Genomic DNA, 16,571 nt, shown 5'->3' with positions numbered 1-16,571 from the left:
GTTGAATTATCTGTGTGATGTGCGTTACAGTTGCCACACTACAGTATACAAAAGAGGATTCATACCACAGTGTCTATTCCCATCACGTCTCAGCCGAGCCTGGCCACTTTGGCCAGACAGGCCTTGGAGAGGACGATCCTGGCGGGGACCTATCTTCCAGGCGAGCGACTCGTCGAAGAACGCCTATGCGAAGAGCTCGGCATCTCACGCCCGCCGTTACGAGAAGCTCTCAAGGAACTCGCGAACTCTGGCCTGGTCGAACACGTTCCGCGCAAGGGAGTGCGCATCATGTCGATCACTCAGCACGACGTGTTTGAGATCGCGACTTTGCGCCGCGAGCTCGAGCGGATGGCAATGCAACTGGCCCTTCCGAATCTCGACCCGGCACGAGTCGAACGATGCAGAGAGTCTCTGCGCACGATGGAGACCATTGCAGCGACCGGCACTGAAGGCGATATGGTCGCCGCTGGCTTCGAGTTCCACTACGCCGTCGTCGGACTGGCCGGCCATCGGCGGATCGAGACGACTTACCGCGCGATGGCGATGCAGCTGCAGATGTGCATGGCTCTGAACAACCAGGCTCGGCGCATGATCGAAGACCTCGACGGCAATGTCGCTCGGCATCAGCGCATGCTCGATGTAGTTCTGCGCCGTGACCAGGAAGAGATCGAGGCCGAATTCGACAATCATGGGAATCTTTCGTTCCTCGTCGATGCGGTCGACAGACTCGAAGGCGCCACCGCTGAGTCCGATCGCTGGAAGGAAGGGGTGCGCGAGGCACTGGCCCGGGCCGAATAAACGGACCCCTTAACACCGCGATGGTCGAACGACACAGTTTGCAACTGCACCACCGAATCAGACAAATACGGACATTCTGTCAAAGGAGATGGAAATGCACTCGAAGAAACTGCTCGCCACTGCCGCCTTGACCGGTACCCTAGCTCTCGGTCTCGCAGCCTGCGGACAGGCGTCGACCGACTCTGCAGGGAGTGGCTTCGAGCCCAAGGGCAAAGTCACGATGATCGTGCCGTTCGCCGCCGGTGGTGGCAGCGACATCGCCGGGCGCGCTACGGCATCAGGACTCGAAGACACTACCGGAAAGACACTCACTGTACAGAACATCGACGGTGGTTCGGGTGCCGTAGGCTACTCCGAATTCATGGGGCGCAGCGGTGATCCAAATTATCTGCTGGCCACCGAGACAGCCATGCTAGCCCTACCCGCGACTCAGGACGTCGAATTCACCTACGAAAGCTTCACTCCGATCATGAAACTCGGAGACGACTACACACTGATCGTGACGAAGTCCGATTCACCGCTGGAGACGTGCTCGGATCTTACCGACAAAGCGAAGAAGGAACGCACAGTAGTCGCGATCTCAGGTGCAACCGGACTGGACAATATCACTTTCACTCTGATGGAGAAAGCCACAGGAGCCGAATTCGATCGAGTGCCCTTCGAATCGGGAGCCGAGGTGATCACTGCGGCCCTCGGCGGCAAGGTCGAAGCTATCTCGGTCAATCCCGGTGAGGTCTCAGGCCAGCTGGAATCAGGAGACCTAAAGGCGCTGTGCGCGGCGTCTGAGGAACGATACGACTACGACGATCTCAAGGACATCCCTACTGCCAAAGAACAGGGAATCGACGTAGCCTTCGCGCAATTCCGTGGTCTCATCGCCCCCGGGGACATTCCCGCCGAGGCCAAAGAGTATTGGATCTCGAAGGCTGAGGAGTTCGCCGAGACGGACGCTTATACCAAATACATCGAAGACAACAAGATGCAGCCGAACACCGCCTACGGCGACGACTTCACGACTTACCTGTCGGAGAACGACAAAGAGCTGCGAAACGCGATCGGAGAATGATGACGCAGCCACGGATTGTGATGACTCCGGGGGATCTCTCGGGCATCGGCCCTGAGCTCCTGGCGAAGCTGCTCGCCGACACCACTGATCGCGCGCGCATACATGCGTTCGTAACTGCTACGGAGGCCGAGCTCGATGAGTTTGCGAACCTCGCGGGCGCAGAGATCCCCGCTCGCGCTGACATCGAATTCCTCGGCACAACGTATCGCGGACCTCAAGTTCCTATCGGCGAGGTCTCCGCTCATGCGGGTCAGCGCGCTCTGGCTGACCTTGCCTCCGCGCTCGATCTTTGCGACAGCGGCCAAGCCGACGCGGTGCTATTCCTTCCGCTCAATAAGGGAGCACTGGGTTTGGCGGGAATGGCACAAGAAGACGAACTACGTTGGTTCGCCGAACGGCTCGGCTACTCTGGATTCACCTCCGAACTCAACTTCATAGAGTCGCTTGTCACAGCCCGGGTCACCTCTCATATTCCGGTGTCCCAGATCTCCGAAGGGATCAGCGCCGGTCGAGTCCTCGAGACGATCGAACTGCTCCACCACGTTGTCAGTCAGTCACGGACACCGTCCCCTCGCCTCGCAGTGTGCGCGCTCAATCCGCACGCCGGCGAGGGAGGCAAATTCGGCCGAGAAGAGATCGACGACATCGGACCCGCGATCGAACTCGCCCAGTCGCGAGGTATCGATGTCGACGGACCGTTCCCTTGCGATACGCTATTTGCCCGGGCGGCAGGCGGTGACTATGACGGCGTCGTAACCATGTATCACGATCAAGGCCAGATCGCTATGAAGCTCCTCGGGTTCGATCAGGGCGTGACCGTTCATGGGGGTATTCCGATTCCGATCGCTACTCCCGCACACGGTACCGCGCACGGCATCGTCGGCACGGGGACTGCCGACCCGGGCCCCAGCCGTCACGCATTCGATCTCGCAGTACGGATGGCCGGCGGAGCCCCTCGACCCCCTGCGACCGCCGTTACATCCACTACGGAGACAGTGGCACCATGAGTACGGCAAGCGATACCACGAAGAATCCGCCGCGAAACCGCCCAGAGGTCTCCGATGTCCTCGGGACCGCGATTCTCGGGGCCGTCGGCGCTGTTGCTGCGATGATGGGTCTCCGATACGGGCTGACTGTCGATAGCGGCCAGGTGGGACCGGGGATGTTGCCGTTCCTCACGGGCGTATTCATTTTCCTGGCTTCGGCGGCAGAAATACTCCGACTCTTCTTCGCCCGTGTCGGCACCTCCGGCGGCCGGATCATGTCGGAGGTGGAGAACATTGAAGCCGCGGCGTCAGAATCGGTCGGCTCCGCCACTTCCATGACTGAAAACGCGTCTGGCGAGGCCCTGGACACGTTCGGACGAAACGCGCAGCAACGCAATCGTGCTCCGTTCTATATCTTCTTCACCTTCGGGGTCGCACTCGCAATCGTCCCTGTCGTCGGGCTCCTAGTCGCCCTCTCTGCCGCCATCCTGTTCGTACTCGTCATCATCGAGAAGCAGAAATGGTGGACATCAGCGACAGCGACAGTCGGGGCCGCCGCTTTCGTCTACACCGTGTTCGGGCTCGTCCTGTCGGTTCCCCTCCCGACCGGCTTGCTCGGCCTAATCTGAGGAGCCAACGTGCTGGACAATCTCATGCTCGGCCTGTCCACAGCGGTCAGTCCCGAGAATCTCTTATGGTGCTTCGTCGGCGTGCTTCTGGGCACCATCATCGGCCTGCTGCCAGGCCTCGGCTCTACGACCGGTGTGGCCATCCTGCTGCCAGTCACACTCGTCTTCGAACCGGTCACCGCACTCATCATGCTCGCGGGGATCTACTATGGGTCCCAATACGGTTCATCGATAAGCTCGATCCTCATCTCCACTCCTGGTGACTCCTCAAGCGTCGTACTCACCTTGGACGGATATCAGATGGCGCGGAGAGGAAGAGCCGGAGCCGCTTTGGCAATCTCCGCAATCGCATCATTCTTCGCAGCACTGATCTCCCTCATCGGCCTAATCGCCCTCGCACAACCAATCGCCCACTTCGCCCTCAATTTCGGCCCGGCAGAGAATCTCGCGATCATCCTGCTGGGAATGGCGACGATCGTGTCCTTCGCCGGCGAGAACATGCTCCGAGGAATTACTATGGCGGCGGCCGGGCTGCTCGTGTCGATGGTCGGCGTTGCCTCCGGATTCTCCACAGCTCGCTTCACTTTCGGCAGCGTCAATCTACTCTCCGGCCTCGACTTCGTCGCGGTCATGATCGGCATCTTCGCTGTCGGAGAAGTCCTCCATCAGATCCGTCGCGGCGGAGAGAAACCGATCCGCGCTGGATTCAAAGATCTTTTCGTCACGAAGGATGAGCTCGCCCGATCGGCTCCGGCCGCAGCTCGCGGAACTGCGCTAGGATTTGGTGTAGGCGTACTCCCGGGCGCCGGCGCGACCCTCGCGACGTTCCTCGCCTATGGAGTCGAGAAGCAGGTCAGCAGGTTCAAACATCTCATCGGCAAAGGTGCTCCAGAAGCTGTTGCGTCCCCCGAAGCAGCCAACAATGCGGCCACCAACGCAAGCTTCATTCCCACGCTCGCTTTGGGCATCCCCGGCAGCGGCACGACAGCTGTACTACTGGGCGCGTTCGTCATCTTCGGACTCCAGCCCGGACCGCTTCTGTTCCAGCAGGAGCCGGATCTGGTGTGGGGACTATTAGTCAGCTTCTTCTTCGGCAATCTCATCCTGTTGGTGCTCAATCTGCCAATGGCACCAGTCTTTGCCCAAATCCTCAGGATCCCGTATGTCTTCCTCTACCCGATCGTGCTGATGATGAGCTTCATCGGAGCGTTCGCGCTTGGTAATAACATCTTTACCCTGTGGGTCGTGTTCGTTTCGGGGCTTTTGGGCTATTTCATGAAACGGTTCGATTTTCCGGCCGCCCCGTTCGTTCTCGGGCTCGTGCTCGGTCCGATGCTCGAGAAGTACCTGGTGCAGACCTCCGCACTGGGCGAAGGAAGTCTGCTCATCATGTTCCAACAGCCCCTCTCTCTCGTTCTCACACTCGCGGCTCTGATCGCTCTGCTCTATCCACTCGTCGGAGCTGTCATCCGAAATCTCAGGACCCGCAACGCAGACAGGGCGTCAAAACACAGAAAGCTCAATTCTCACTGATTTTCTGTCGTCCGACGACCGAGGGTCAGAGCAGGGCAGTGCCAAGTTCGGGCGGTCCTTCGACGGCGGAATCGCGATCGATAGCTCCGAGATGAGCAGGTTCGAGAATGCAGCCCACGAAGTCGGCACCTTCGTCGTCATCGAAGGCGTCTGCAACACGCTCTACCGCACGGCGCTGATGATCGATTCGGACCCCAGCGTCGTCGGTGTACATCGGAATGTCATGCCCAACGGCACCGAGCTCGTCATCTGGGGCTCCGAGGACGGTTCGACACTCGACACGATCGACACTCTGATCGGAAGAGTAGGCAGCGTCATCTGCTTGGAGAATGGCATGCCCCCTGGTGCGCCAGGCGATGTATGCCCAGGGAGTCGAACTCTACTGCGCTCCCACCGTCGACGACCGACCGACGTCGACTCGGCCGGACGGACCGGCTGACTGCTGAGCTCAGGTCCTGCTATCTGCGGGATAGAATTCCTGCTATTTGCCGGGTTCGCCTCCTGTCAGGAACACCCCCGATCTCAAGGGGCTGACCACGCTCCGGCTGAAAGACTATGTCGATGCTCTTGCGCCCTCGGGATTCCCCGGCCTGCAGAACTTATCGGGTCGCGCACTGAGAGCGCAGATCGACAGCTACATACGAAATTTCGTCGACAGAGACATCCCTGATTCAGGTGTGTCCGTACGCAGACCGGATGTTCTCATCGACTGGCTCAGAGCATACGCAGCAGCGATGTCGACAACGGCGAGCTACACGCGAATACTCAATGGCGCGACAGCCGGATTCGCCGACAAGCCGAATAGACAGATCGCCTCTAAATACAGAGATCTGCTCACTCAGATCTGGGTCCTCGACCCGGTTCCCGCATGGACAGCTAGCGGGTCGGAGCTCAGTCGGCTGCAGAGCAGCCCTAAACATCATCTGGTCGACCCTGCACTGGCTGCTTGCCTCATGGGCATGACATCCGAGGTCTTACTGGACGGAAAGGGCTTCGCTATCGGCCCGAAGGAAGGAACACTCCTCGGCGACGGTCACGAATTCCGATGTCCGTCATCTCCTCTGGCTGCGCAACCAGATCAGTGATCGGCTGGTGGATGCGGCCGTCATCAACACGGGTCCCGGCGCCTATCGTCGAGACGATGGGATCGACGTCAGTCCATTGGGACTTCTCGGACCCTGATCACGGTCGTGCCAAGGACGACCGATTCAGCGGAACAGCAGCCAGTCTCGGAGTAAGTCAGGCGTAGGAGAGTGGTGATCTGCATCCACATCAGGCATGGTATCGCGCCGAGCAGCATAATCGCTCAGTTCCGGTGCCCGGCTCCCGGGCGGCCCCACGCGCGAAACCCTGCACCGCCGGCCGGCTGAGACGCGGACGACCCACAATCTGACGATCATCCGCGCTCGAGCCGGCGGGTGCAGGTTCCATGGACGCTGCTCTAGCGGCGCACCAGCACGGCGTCGCGGCTCCGACGCCGTCGCGCCCTCACCCCGAGCAGCACATCGATGACGACGAAGACTGCGAGGCTGATGCCCACCAACGGCAGGAACAGACCGATCGCAATGGCGCCGAGCGCGACGGCACCCATCCCCCACCACGGCGCCTCATTCAGCGCACCACGTTCCGGGGCACGCCCGACCCTCGCGGCTTCGAACCGTGTCACCGGTCCACGCTTCGGCCGACGCTGCCACCACATCACGTAGCCCCACACGACCATCGACGCGATGCCGATGGCCAGGACGAAGAGCACGATCTGGTTGGCCAGTCCGAACATCGATCCCATGTGCACGTCGATGCCCCAGCGGGCGAGCTTCGCAGGCACGCTGTAGTCGGCGAAGTCGACGCGATCGGTGACCTCCATCGTCGTCGGGTCGAAGGCCACAGCGTCGACCTTCGTGGGGAAGCTGCGCTGGATCTCCTGAACCACCCACGCCGAGTGGTCATCGGCAGGTGGCCGGATCTCGACGAGCCCGGTGTCGATGTTGACCCCGTGTCCCATCGACAGCATCATGTCGAAGTCGGCCGGGTCGATTGCGGCATGATCAGCGGCACTGCCGGCCGCCTCGGCGGACGAGTTGCCACCATGACGGGCGTGCTCGCCGGTCGCCGAGGCACCGCCGAGTTCCGTCGACACCGCCGGGGTCTCCCAGCTCAGCGCGGCACGCAGCTTCGTCACGTTGTCCCCGCCCAGCTGCGACCAGGTGATCCCGGTGGCCGAGAGGAACAGCATCCCGATCGCCGCCCAGATCCCTACCGAGGCGTGCCAGGAGAAAGTGCGCCTCAGCCCCTGGTGCTTCCGGCTCGGTCGCAGCATGGCCAGCGGTTTCCTCGTCCGCCGAGCGCGGAGGACCCAGAGCACGATCCCCGCGGCGGCGACGATTCCCATCCATGAGGCGGCGAGTTCGCTGTAGAACCGTCCGACGTCGCCGAGGTGGAGGCTGCGGTGCATCTGATCGATCCACGTCCGCAGCGGCAGGGCACCCGAGGTGCCGTACACGGTGAGGTCACCGACCACCTCGGCGGTGGAGGGGTCGACGAAGATGGCCCGAGATTCGCTCTCCCCGAGGCTGGGGTCGGAATACATCACGCGCGTGGTGTCGCCCGGTTCGGGTGCCGGGCGGACGGCGGACAGTGTCGCGTCGGCGTCTCCGACGACGGCGTTCGCGGCCGTGACCTGGTCGGCCAGAGGAAGCGAATGGTCGGTCGCGGGGACGCTGAGCTCATCAGCGTAGATCGCCTTCTCCAACGTCGGGCTGATGGCGTAGGCCGCCCCGGTGAGCGCGGCGATGAGAATGAACGGGCCGATGAGGATCCCCGCGTAGAAGTGCAGGCGCCGCAGGAGCGGGCCGAGCCATGGGAGGCGGCGGTCGGGTCGATGCGGTTGGCTGGAAGGTCGTCGGCCGGGACGGCCGGTTCGGTGGTCAGGTACTGGATTGTTCCTGGTGAGATCTCGGCCGGTGGAGTCCGGGCCCGAGTTTTCGGGCACGGTTGATGACGGTGTGGTCATGGTGATGCTCTCTCTCAATTGTGCTGAGCCGGATCTGGTCGGCCTGATGCTTTCGACGGGCAGACGCGGTCGACGACCAGATGGGCTCAGCAGTGATCGCACCGGCTCACGGGAGCCGATGCGCGGATGTGTTGAGTGTCAGACTGCAGGCTGCGGCGGGCCCCGCCGCAGCACCGGTGAGCGGAGGACGCCGAGGCTGCGCGGCAGCTCGGGCTCGAATCCGATGAGTGCCCGCGGTTTCCCGATCGGCGGTCGCGAGACGGCGAGGCGAGGGATGACCGCGCGGATGATGAGGCGGGCGAATTCGCCGAGCATGACCGGTAGGCGTTCGCCCCAGTAGATCATCGCGATGGTGACGATCCCGGCAACGCAGTGGGCCAGCAGCATCGCCGGCGAGGAGTGCGCGTGCATCTCGGCGGCTGCACCGCCCGACCCGTCCATGGCAGGCATGACCGCAGAGTCATGGGTCATCTGCATCGCACCGCTGGGCATCGAGTTCATCGATGCATGGTGGGTCGTCTGCATCGACGCGTGCTGCGAATGCGAACCGAGGAGAGCGGCGAGCCCGCCGTCGGATCGTGTCGAAGCACCAGGCCCACCGGAAGCGGTCGGCGTGAAGAGGGAGAACAGGAGGTGGAAGAGCGTCTGGCTGATCCCGACGGAGACCGTCAGGCGCGGCAGCGACAGTCGGTGCCCGGCGAGCGCAACGCAGACGAGGATCGACAGCGCCAGCGGCACGATGAGGCCCATCGTGGTCGGAAAGGCTCCCCCGCCGAGGATGTGCGACGTCAGTGCGACGAACGTCGCCGCGCTCGCGGCGAGGGTGCCGCGCAGAGCGCGCCGGTGCCTGATCCTCATCCCCACGGGCCTATTTTCACACAAGCCCTGCGCACAGCGGTGCCGCGCGAGACAAGACGGTCCTGCCGCTCCGGGATATCCCTCGGCCGACGTTCCCCGGAGAGATGTCCAGAGGATACTCTTGCCATCTGCAGTGAACCATAGGTACAGTACCAATATGTCCACATCCTCGCAGACATCATCGTCCGCCAATGCCCGCACTCTGCTGCTGCCGTACATGCTCGGACTCATCGTCGCCATGGCCATCGTCCAGATCGTCATTGCGGCCACCGGCGGCGAGGTCACGATCCTCGCCGGCATCCTCACCGCCGTCGTAGCGCTGGGAATCGCGGTGTGGCTGTGGCGGATCCTGCGCGTGCTCAAGCGTGTCCGCTTCGGAGTCGTCATCGCCCATGCCATCGCGTTCGTCACCGTGACGATGTCGTACAACCTCCATGCGCTCGTCCGCCTCATAGACGCAGGCCGCACCATTGATACGTCGGCCGCGGAGAACCTCCATATGGCGCTCGGCGGCTCGTGGATCGGAGTCACCATCGTCATGAGCGGACTCTGGGGACTCGGCCTGCTCATCCATCTCGTCGGTTCGGTCCTCGGCCGCGGCTGGGAGGACTGAGCGTGGCGGCCGAAACCCCGGAAGAGCGCGAATGGCTCGACCACCGCGTCGACTCCTGGGTCGAGACCTACAAGAAGTCGATGCTCACCCCGATCACGCTCTCGCTCGTCGCCACGCATCAGCCGGCCGAGATCTCGACCATCGCCGAGGCGGTCACCGCCGCCACCGGCTGGCAGATCACCGAACGCGGCCTCTACCGCACGATCAAGAGGCTGCAGGACTCCGGACTCCTGGTCAGCACGGCCGTCGATGCCCCGAGAACCGGGGCAAAACGCAAACTGCTGTCCCTGACCACGCTGGGAGCGAGCTACCTGACGGGAATCCGGGGCCACCTCGTCGAGGTGCCGGAACAAGAATGACAGGAGCGGGGCCCTGAACCGGCGATGGCGGCATCAGTGAAGCAGAGTTCGGTGAACTCCCGGATCATCCGTGTGCCGATGCCCTTGCCTGTCGCGGTGACCTCTCCGATGAAGTAGTCGATCGTCAGCGCATCCCTCGGTGCGTCGGCCAGAGCGATGAGTTCCCGTTGCTCGTCCGCATAATCCCAGATCGCACTGCGTTGGATGAACCCGACCGGTACCCCGGCGTCCTCGACGATGAAGTCGAATGACGGTTCGGAGCCGTCGATGCTGCCGCCGAAGTCCCGTTCGATCGCCTCCGACGTGGTCTCGTGGTTCCAGAATCGCGCAATACGGGGCGAACTGAGCCATCGCGCGAGCAGCGGAAAGTCGGCTCTGGTCGTCCGTCGGAATTCCACGTTGTCCCCGCAGTCGGCGTCAACAACTGCCGTGCTGCCTCACATCTCTTCGTGGGTGAGCGGATCCCGGCCCTTCATCCGGCCGCGCTCGAGTCCGGAGATGGCCGCCACCTCGGCGCGGGTGAGTTCGAACTCGAAGACATCGGCATTGGAGCGTTGACGGTCGAAGTTCGCCGATTTCGGGATCGGGATGCTCCCGATCTCGATATGCCAGCGCAGAACCACCTGGGCCGGGGTCACGCCATGGGCGGCGGCCGCCTCGGCGATGGGGGCTTCGTCGAACAGCCCCTGGTCACGGTAGAGCGGGGACCAGCTCTCGGTCTGCACGCCGATCGACTTGTGGAACGCCACGAGCTCGGTCTGCGGGAAGTACGGGTGCAGCTCGACCTGGTTGACGGCCGGGGCGACTCCGGTCTTCTCGGTCAGTTCGGTGAGCATTTCGGCGGTGAAGTTCGAGACGCCGATGGACTTCACGAGCCCGCGATCGCGCAGCTCGATGAGGCCCTCCCAGGTCTCGACGTACTTGCCGACGCTGGGGTTGGGCCAGTGGATGAGGTGGAGGTCGAGGTAGTCGAGGCCGAGTCGGGCCAGCGATTCCTCGGTACTGGCGATCGCCTCGTCGAAGCCGTGGTGGCGGCCGGGGATCTTGCTCGTGACGAACAGTTCCTCGCGTGGGATGCCGTTGTTCACGATGGCCTGACCGACCTCGCGCTCGTTCTCGTAGTTCACCGCGGTATCGAGGAGGCGGTAGCCGTTGTCGATGCCCGCATCGATCGCGTCGATGCCCTCCTCGCCCTTCATCGCGTAGATGCCGAGCCCGAGCTGCGGAATCGCACGCCCGTCGTTGAGGTCGATGGTGGGGATGAAGGCTGGAGTGGTGTAGTCAGAGAAGTTGGCCATGGCCCAACCCTATGACCGCCGAGGCTGCGCTGGCCAGGGTGTTCATCGTGAGTTTGAGTGGAGGTGGGGGCGAACGGTTGCTCACTCCTGAGCGTCGAGCGCCTTGATCAACCTCGCCGAGGCGGTGTTCCGGTACGAATCGACGAGCAGTTCTCGGATCTCTCCGTCATCGAGGTCGGCGATTTCCAGGCCGACCCAGCCGGAGGGCCCCAGGTACATGGGAATGAAGCTGCCCGGCTGCTCGAGCACCGCCTCGGCGTTCATGGGGTCGAGCAGGACGAGCAGTGCCTGCGGGTGCTGCACCATCGCCCCCGAGTCGTGCTTCTCGGTGCCGCTGTAATGAGCGAAGATCTTCTTCGTGAAGAAGGCCGGCCTGCCGTGGGAGATCTTCTCGGCCGCCTCGGGCAGGCCCAGCGCGATCGCGCGGACCCGCTCGAGCATCGGATCGTCGTCATCGAACATCTGCGGATGCGCCATGAGTCAACGGTACTGCCTGCCTCACCTCCGCAGAACCGAACACCTTCGGTACGCGGATTGCCTCACCCACGGCGTACTGTCCATTCTGTGAGTGAAACGCCATCCCTCCGGCTGCGCCAGCACGGGGTCCGCGCGGTGACCCTGGTCCTCGCGGTCGCGGCTGTCCTCGTCGTGGCCGCAGGAGGCCTGACATGGGCTGAGATCGGCGAGCTGTCGACGACCACGGTTCCGGTGCTCGCGTTCGTCCTGACGATGACCATCGTGGCGAAGCTGGCGAACGTCGCGGGGGTCTTCACGGTTCTGGCCGGACATCTCGCGCGGTGGGGTCGCGGACGTGTGGCGATGCTGTGGGTTCTCGTCCTCGTCATGACCGTGCTCATCACTGCGTTCATGTCCTTGGACACCACGGCGGTCCTCGTCACCCCGATCGTCGTTGTCTTGGCTCGCCGAGTCGGCCTGTCGCTCCTGCCCTTCGCCCTGGCCACCGTGTGGCTGGCGAACACGGCCTCCCTGTTCCTCCCGGTGTCCAATCTGACGAACCTCATCGCCGCCGACACCTTCGGGCCGCACCCGAGTGACTTCATCACCGCCCTGTGGGTGCCGGCCCTGACGGCGGTGCTCATCACCGTCGCTGCGCTCTCGATCATCTACCGCCGATCGCTGAGAGGTCGGTACCGGCTCGACACCCCCGCCGAGGTGGCCGACCGTCCCCTGCTCATCGTCGCCATGATCGTTGTGGGCCTGCTCGTGCCGCTGCTCGTGTCCGGAATCCCGGTCGCTATCGTTGCCGGTGGGGGCGCCGTGGTGCTGCTCATCGCCTTCGCGATCCGCAATCGCGGTGAGCTGAGCTTCGACATTGTGCCGTGGCGGACTCTGGTGTTCGCGACGAGCCTCTTCGTCCTCGTCGAGGCCGCCCACGTGCACGGGCTCGGGTCGCTGTTGGCCTCGGCCAGCGGCACCGGTAAGGACCTCGGCAGCTTGCTGCAGGTGGCGGCGGTCGGCGCCTTGGGTGCGAATGCGGTGAACAATCTGCCGGCGTTCCTCGCCCTCACCCCAATCGCCGAGTCCCCGTTGCGCATGGCCGCCCTGCTCATCGGGGTCAACCTGGCCCCGCTGATCTCACCGTGGGCGTCCCTGGCGACTCTGCTGTGGCATCAGCAGTTGACGAGTCTCGACGTGGAGATCTCCTGGCGTCGCTACGCCCGGCTCGGACTTCTCCTCATCATCGTCCTCGTGCCCGCCTGCGTGCTTGCTCTCTGCCTGAGCTGAGCAGTCAGCTCACTCGAGGGTGCCGAGCACCTCGTTGAGCGCCTCGGTGGCCGAGGGGTGGGTGTAGATCGTGTCGCGCAGCTCGGTCGCGGTCACATCGTGGCGCATGGCGAGCGCCACGGTGTTGATGACCTCCTGCGAGTGCACGTGGACGAGTGCCGCGCCGAGGACGTGGTCGGTTGTCGCGTCGACGACGAACTTGACGATTCCGCGGGGGTCGCCTTCGATCTTCGCCCGCGGAGCCGCGGCGATATCGGCCTGGAGCTTCGCACCGACCTTGATCTCATAACCCTCTTCGCGGGCGGCCTTCTCGGTGAGGCCGACGCGGGCGACGGGCGGGGTGAGGAACATCGTGTACGGCACGGATCCGCGGTCCTTCGTCGACCGTTTGCCCTCGCCGAGGAGCTGATCGGCGAGGATCCGGTTGTCGTCGAGCGAGATGTAGGTGAACATCGGGCCGCCGTTGACGTCGCCGAACGCGTACACACCCTCGGCGGAGGTGCGCAGGTACTCATCGGTGACGATGAACCCGCGTTCGTCAGTCTCGATGCCGGCCTTCTCAAGTCCGAGGTCGGCGGTGGCGGGCTTGCGTCCGACGGCCAGCAGGACCGCCTCGGCGTCGATGGTCTGCGCCTCACCGCCAACCTCATAGGTCACGGTCGCGGCCTCGGCGCCGTCGTTGACTGCGGTCACGGAGGCGCCGTTGACGATGGTGACGCCGTCGTCGACGAGGGCCTCGGCGACGACCTCGGCGACGTCGTCGTCTTCGTTCGCGAGCGGGCGGGGTCCGCGGTCAAGGACGGTGACCTGCGAACCGAAGTGGGCGAACATCGATCCGAATTCAAGTCCGATGTAGCCTCCGCCGACGATGACGAGGCGATTCGGGAACGGGTCGACGTGCTGCAGGGATTCGGAGTCGTGGATGCGGCCGCCGAGCTGCGCGCCGTCGATGGGTGGGATGTTGGCGACGGATCCGGTGTTGACAACGACGGTGTCGGCGGTGATCGTCATGGTGTCGGCGCCGCCGGTGACACGGACTTCGCGTTCGCCGGTGAACTCGGCGCGGCCGTTGACCAGCAGCACCGAGTCGAGGTCGGCGAGCATCGAATGGTTCTTCTTCCGCATCGCACCGGTCAGGGTGTCGCGGCGTTTGACGGCCTTGGCAAAGTATTTGTCGGTGTCGTCATCGGCGCGTTTGTTCTCGGCGTCGTGGACGAGGATCTTCGTGGGGATGCAGGCGATGTTGATGCAGGAGCCGCCGATCATCATCTCCGACTGTTCGACGACGGCGACCTTCTTGCCGGCGCGAGCCATGGTCCCGGCCAGCGTCTTGCCGCCCTTGCCCCAGCCGATGACGAGGAGGTCGACGTGTTCGGTGTGGTCGGTGCCGGTGGGGGTGGAGGATGGGGTGGCTTCGGGCGAGGTGGCCTGCTGTGTCACTGTCTCTGTGGTCATGCTCAGTCCTCTCGAGGTCGGTGTCTGTCACTGTACTCGCCCCTTATTGCTACCCGACGGCGGCACAGATACCTCGCGCGAGGTTGCTGGGCCGCCGTCGGGTAGCAATAAGGCTTTTCAGTCGCCGGAGATGAGGGACATGGAGCTCGGGTTTCCGCGGGTGGAGTTCATCGTGAAGCTCGCCTTCCACGGCAGGTACCGATCATCGGAGGATTCGATGACATCACCGGCAGTCGTGAACGCCCGCCGACGCACCCGCAGCAGCGGGGTGCCCACGGGGACATCGAGGAGCTTGGCGTCGTCGTCGTTCGCACCCACCGCGTCGATGGTCCGCGACGCCCGGTTGATGTCGACTCCCTGGTCGATGAGCTCCTGATAGATCGACCCGGAATCCGTGTCGAAGGCCAACACGTGCCGACCGAACTCGAATGGGTAATTCAGCCTCTCGACCATGGCCGGAGCGTCGTCCATGAGCCGCAGCCGGAACACCGAGACGATCGGATCGCCCTCTTCGATCCGCAGGCTCGCTGCAAGCGACTTTTCCGCCGGCTCCCGTGCCACGCGCTGCGTGACCTGGCCGGGCACGATGTCCGAGGCGTGACACCACTGAGAGAAGGAGATGACGTCGTCGAAGGACTGGGTGAGGACGTTGTCGAGCACGACCGTGCGCCTCCCCCGCCCCGAGGAGATCAGCCCCTCCCCGCGCAGAGCGGACATCGCCTGCCGCACGGGTCCGCGGGAGCTTGCGAACTTCCGTGTCAGCTCTGCCTCGGAGGGCAGCTCATCGCCGGGCTGGAACGAACCTTCACGGATCGCCGTGCGCAGATAGTGCGCGATCTCGTCATGCTGCTGACGCGTGCGGTGCCTCGGGCCGGTGGTCATGACCTCACTTCTCCTTCGACGATGTCCCTGCGGCGGCTCAGAGAACAGCAGCCCATGGTCGCGGCGGTGCTGTCTCGGTGAACTCGCAATGGCTCAACGGAGTCCGAATGTCACATTCAGGTGAACAGACATCAAACTTGTACATACATATCTTCATCTTACGGCACATCCGCACGAATATGAGGGAATGCCGACAACAGATCTCATCATCACCGGCTCGGGCATCCTCGGCCTGGCCACCGCATTCCTCGCCCACCGACAGGGGCGCAGCGTCCACATCATCGACCGCTCCGACCGCCCCGTGGGCTCGTCCATCCAGAACTTCGGGCACGCCTGCTTCACCGGCCAGTCCGATTCCGCACAGCCGATCGCCGCGAAGGCCCGCGAGGGCTGGCTCGATGCCGCGGCCGCTACCGGGCTCTGGGCTGCCGAGACAGGAACCTTCATCCCCGCGATGACCGAGACCGAGCTCACCGTCCTCGAACAGTTCGCCGCTCATCGCGGCCCCGAGCAGGCACGGCTGCTCGACCCGGACACGATCGCCGAGGCGGTCGGCAACCCCGGACTCGCGGCCGTCGGCGGGGCCCATCTGCCCCTGGACATGCGCGTCGACCCCCGCCGGGCAGCCCCCACGATCGCCGCATGGCTGGCCCGCCAGGGCGTGGAGTTCACGTGGAACACGCAGGTCACCTCGGTGGCCGACGGCACCGTGTCGACGACGCGCGGGGACTTCCATGCCGAGCAGGTCGTCGTCTGTCCGGGCTATCAGCTGACAAGCCTCTTCCCCGAGATCGCCGACGCCCACGAGATCCGCATCTGCTCGCTCGTGATGTCGCTCATCGAAGCCCCGCAGCACATTCCGACAGGCTTCGCGATGCTCACCGGCACGTCGCTGGCCCGCTACGACGGGTTCGCCGCCATGCCCGGCGCCGAGACGCTGCGCCACGACCTCGACGAACGGGAACCCGAGCTGCGCGGCTGCATCGCGAACCTCATGGTCACCGACATTCCGCAGGGCCTGCTCATCGGCGATTCGCACGCCTACGACCTCAGTCCGGATCCCTTCATCGATGAGAGCATCGGCGCCCTTCTGCTCGATCGAGCCGCCTCGATGCTCGGGATCGAACGCCCCACCGTGCTGCAGCGGTGGCTGGGCATGTACGCCGACAGCCCGACGACGAACCTCGTCCTCGAACGCCCGGACGAGCGCACGACCGTCGCCGTCGTCGCCTCGGGGATCGGCATGACCCTGTCGTTCGGCATCGCCGATCTCATCCTCTCCGGCGGCACCGCTGACATCTGAGGCAACTCCCCCTCCTCGCCCTGACACCATCAAGT

At 63.8% G+C, this 16,571-nt stretch carries 18 protein-coding genes; 11 read left to right on the top strand and 7 right to left on the bottom strand.

The genetic code is table 11. From position 1 onward, the window contains the following. The first annotated feature begins 69 nt into the window (after positions 1-69). From QYM46_RS01250 to QYM46_RS01220, 7 genes are all read left to right on the top strand, one after another. A complete protein-coding gene (locus tag QYM46_RS01250; protein ID WP_432790419.1) occupies positions 70-798 on the top strand; it encodes a GntR family transcriptional regulator in 729 nt (242 codons plus the stop codon). Between the two features lie 94 nt (positions 799-892). Further along, positions 893-1,864, top strand: a complete 972-nt coding sequence (locus QYM46_RS01245) for a tripartite tricarboxylate transporter substrate binding protein (protein WP_432790418.1) — start codon at positions 893-895, stop codon at positions 1,862-1,864. A gap of 20 nt (positions 1,865-1,884) precedes the next feature. Next, positions 1,885-2,871, top strand: a complete 987-nt coding sequence (locus tag QYM46_RS01240) for a 4-hydroxythreonine-4-phosphate dehydrogenase PdxA (protein WP_432790417.1) — start codon at positions 1,885-1,887, stop codon at positions 2,869-2,871. Further along, the gene (locus tag QYM46_RS01235) at positions 2,868-3,479 is read left to right on the top strand and encodes a tripartite tricarboxylate transporter TctB family protein (RefSeq protein WP_432790416.1); all 612 of its coding nucleotides are present in this window, start codon (positions 2,868-2,870) and stop codon (positions 3,477-3,479) included. Before QYM46_RS01240 ends, QYM46_RS01235 begins: the two co-directional genes overlap by 4 nt. A gap of 9 nt (positions 3,480-3,488) precedes the next feature. After that, positions 3,489-5,012: a tripartite tricarboxylate transporter permease gene (locus QYM46_RS01230; protein ID WP_432790415.1), complete on the top strand. Its 1,524-nt coding sequence runs from the start codon at positions 3,489-3,491 to the stop codon at positions 5,010-5,012. Positions 5,013-5,103: 91 nt separating this feature from the next. Then, on the top strand, positions 5,104-5,451 hold the full coding sequence (locus QYM46_RS01225) for a nitrilase-related carbon-nitrogen hydrolase (protein ID WP_432790414.1): 348 nt from the start codon (positions 5,104-5,106) through the stop codon (positions 5,449-5,451). 46 nt (positions 5,452-5,497) lie between these two features. Continuing rightward, positions 5,498-6,097 (top strand): DUF4143 domain-containing protein, encoded by a 600-nt coding sequence (locus QYM46_RS01220; RefSeq protein ID WP_432790413.1) that lies wholly within the window; start codon positions 5,498-5,500, stop codon positions 6,095-6,097. A gap of 356 nt (positions 6,098-6,453) precedes the next feature. Here QYM46_RS01220 and QYM46_RS01215 read toward each other — a convergent pair whose 3' ends face one another. Then, entirely contained in the window at positions 6,454-8,022 is a 1,569-nt protein-coding gene (locus tag QYM46_RS01215) for a PepSY-associated TM helix domain-containing protein (RefSeq protein WP_432790412.1), read from the bottom strand. 138 nt (positions 8,023-8,160) lie between these two features. Continuing rightward, positions 8,161-8,880, bottom strand: a complete 720-nt coding sequence (locus tag QYM46_RS01210; RefSeq protein WP_432790411.1) for a hypothetical protein — start codon at positions 8,878-8,880, stop codon at positions 8,161-8,163. Between the two features lie 157 nt (positions 8,881-9,037). Between QYM46_RS01210 and QYM46_RS01205 the strand changes: the two genes are divergently transcribed. Both QYM46_RS01205 and QYM46_RS01200 read left to right on the top strand, forming a co-directional pair. Next, the gene (locus QYM46_RS01205; protein WP_432790410.1) at positions 9,038-9,493 is read left to right on the top strand and encodes a hypothetical protein; all 456 of its coding nucleotides are present in this window, start codon (positions 9,038-9,040) and stop codon (positions 9,491-9,493) included. A 2-nt stretch (positions 9,494-9,495) separates the two neighbouring features. Then, complete coding sequence (locus QYM46_RS01200; protein WP_432790409.1) at positions 9,496-9,852, top strand: helix-turn-helix transcriptional regulator; 357 nt, start codon at positions 9,496-9,498, stop codon at positions 9,850-9,852. Here the strand turns inward: QYM46_RS01200 and QYM46_RS01195 are convergent. The 3 genes from QYM46_RS01195 to QYM46_RS01185 all read right to left on the bottom strand — a co-directional run bounded on the left by QYM46_RS01195 (position 9,801) and on the right by QYM46_RS01185 (position 11,627). Next, positions 9,801-10,250, bottom strand: a complete 450-nt coding sequence (locus tag QYM46_RS01195) for a GNAT family N-acetyltransferase (protein WP_432790407.1) — start codon at positions 10,248-10,250, stop codon at positions 9,801-9,803. The two genes, QYM46_RS01200 and QYM46_RS01195, sit on opposite strands and share 52 nt — an antisense overlap. 39 nt (positions 10,251-10,289) lie before the next feature. Further along, a complete protein-coding gene (locus QYM46_RS01190) occupies positions 10,290-11,150 on the bottom strand; it encodes an aldo/keto reductase (RefSeq protein WP_432790405.1) in 861 nt (286 codons plus the stop codon). Positions 11,151-11,231: 81 nt separating this feature from the next. Further along, a complete protein-coding gene (locus tag QYM46_RS01185) occupies positions 11,232-11,627 on the bottom strand; it encodes an MmcQ/YjbR family DNA-binding protein (RefSeq protein WP_432790403.1) in 396 nt (131 codons plus the stop codon). Between the two features lie 87 nt (positions 11,628-11,714). On the opposite strand from QYM46_RS01185, the gene QYM46_RS01180 reads away from it, so the two are divergent. After that, complete coding sequence (locus tag QYM46_RS01180; protein ID WP_432790402.1) at positions 11,715-12,896, top strand: SLC13 family permease; 1,182 nt, start codon at positions 11,715-11,717, stop codon at positions 12,894-12,896. Between the two features lie 9 nt (positions 12,897-12,905). On the opposite strand, the gene QYM46_RS01175 is transcribed toward QYM46_RS01180, so the two are convergent. Both QYM46_RS01175 and QYM46_RS01170 read right to left on the bottom strand, forming a co-directional pair. Beyond that, positions 12,906-14,351 carry a dihydrolipoyl dehydrogenase family protein gene (locus QYM46_RS01175; protein WP_432790400.1) on the bottom strand — a complete coding sequence of 482 codons (1,446 nt, stop codon included), beginning with the start codon at positions 14,349-14,351 and terminating at the stop codon, positions 12,906-12,908. A 117-nt stretch (positions 14,352-14,468) separates the two neighbouring features. Further along, entirely contained in the window at positions 14,469-15,233 is a 765-nt protein-coding gene (locus tag QYM46_RS01170; RefSeq protein WP_432790398.1) for a GntR family transcriptional regulator, read from the bottom strand. A 187-nt stretch (positions 15,234-15,420) separates the two neighbouring features. On the opposite strand from QYM46_RS01170, the gene QYM46_RS01165 reads away from it, so the two are divergent. After that, complete coding sequence (locus QYM46_RS01165) at positions 15,421-16,536, top strand: TIGR03364 family FAD-dependent oxidoreductase (protein ID WP_432790396.1); 1,116 nt, start codon at positions 15,421-15,423, stop codon at positions 16,534-16,536. Positions 16,537-16,571: the final 35 nt, after the last annotated feature.

The sequence above is a fragment of the Brevibacterium sp. K11IcPPYGO002 genome (assembly GCF_050920635.1).
Lineage (GTDB): Bacteria > Actinomycetota > Actinomycetes > Actinomycetales > Brevibacteriaceae > Brevibacterium.
The sequence above is the reverse complement of the archived record's forward strand: the minus strand, read 5'-3'. Positions and strand labels throughout refer to the sequence as shown.

Excerpts from the sequence above, each read along its gene's own strand:
- QYM46_RS01245 (WP_432790418.1), top strand. The coding sequence starts at position 893 with ATGCACTCGAAGAAACTGCTCGCCACTGCCGCCTTGACCGGTACCCTA.
- QYM46_RS01240 (WP_432790417.1), top strand. The coding sequence starts at position 1,885 with ATGACTCCGGGGGATCTCTCGGGCATCGGCCCTGAGCTCCTGGCGAAG.
- QYM46_RS01235 (WP_432790416.1), top strand. The coding sequence starts at position 2,868 with ATGAGTACGGCAAGCGATACCACGAAGAATCCGCCGCGAAACCGCCCA.
- QYM46_RS01225 (WP_432790414.1), top strand. The coding sequence starts at position 5,104 with ATGAGCAGGTTCGAGAATGCAGCCCACGAAGTCGGCACCTTCGTCGTC.
- QYM46_RS01215 (WP_432790412.1), bottom strand. The coding sequence starts at position 8,022 with ATGACCACACCGTCATCAACCGTGCCCGAAAACTCGGGCCCGGACTCC.
- QYM46_RS01210 (WP_432790411.1), bottom strand. The coding sequence starts at position 8,880 with ATGAGGATCAGGCACCGGCGCGCTCTGCGCGGCACCCTCGCCGCGAGC.
- QYM46_RS01205 (WP_432790410.1), top strand. The coding sequence starts at position 9,038 with ATGTCCACATCCTCGCAGACATCATCGTCCGCCAATGCCCGCACTCTG.
- QYM46_RS01190 (WP_432790405.1), bottom strand. The coding sequence starts at position 11,150 with ATGGCCAACTTCTCTGACTACACCACTCCAGCCTTCATCCCCACCATC.
- QYM46_RS01185 (WP_432790403.1), bottom strand. The coding sequence starts at position 11,627 with ATGGCGCATCCGCAGATGTTCGATGACGACGATCCGATGCTCGAGCGG.
- QYM46_RS01175 (WP_432790400.1), bottom strand. The coding sequence starts at position 14,351 with ATGACCACAGAGACAGTGACACAGCAGGCCACCTCGCCCGAAGCCACC.
- QYM46_RS01170 (WP_432790398.1), bottom strand. The coding sequence starts at position 15,233 with ATGACCACCGGCCCGAGGCACCGCACGCGTCAGCAGCATGACGAGATC.
- QYM46_RS01165 (WP_432790396.1), top strand. The coding sequence starts at position 15,421 with ATGCCGACAACAGATCTCATCATCACCGGCTCGGGCATCCTCGGCCTG.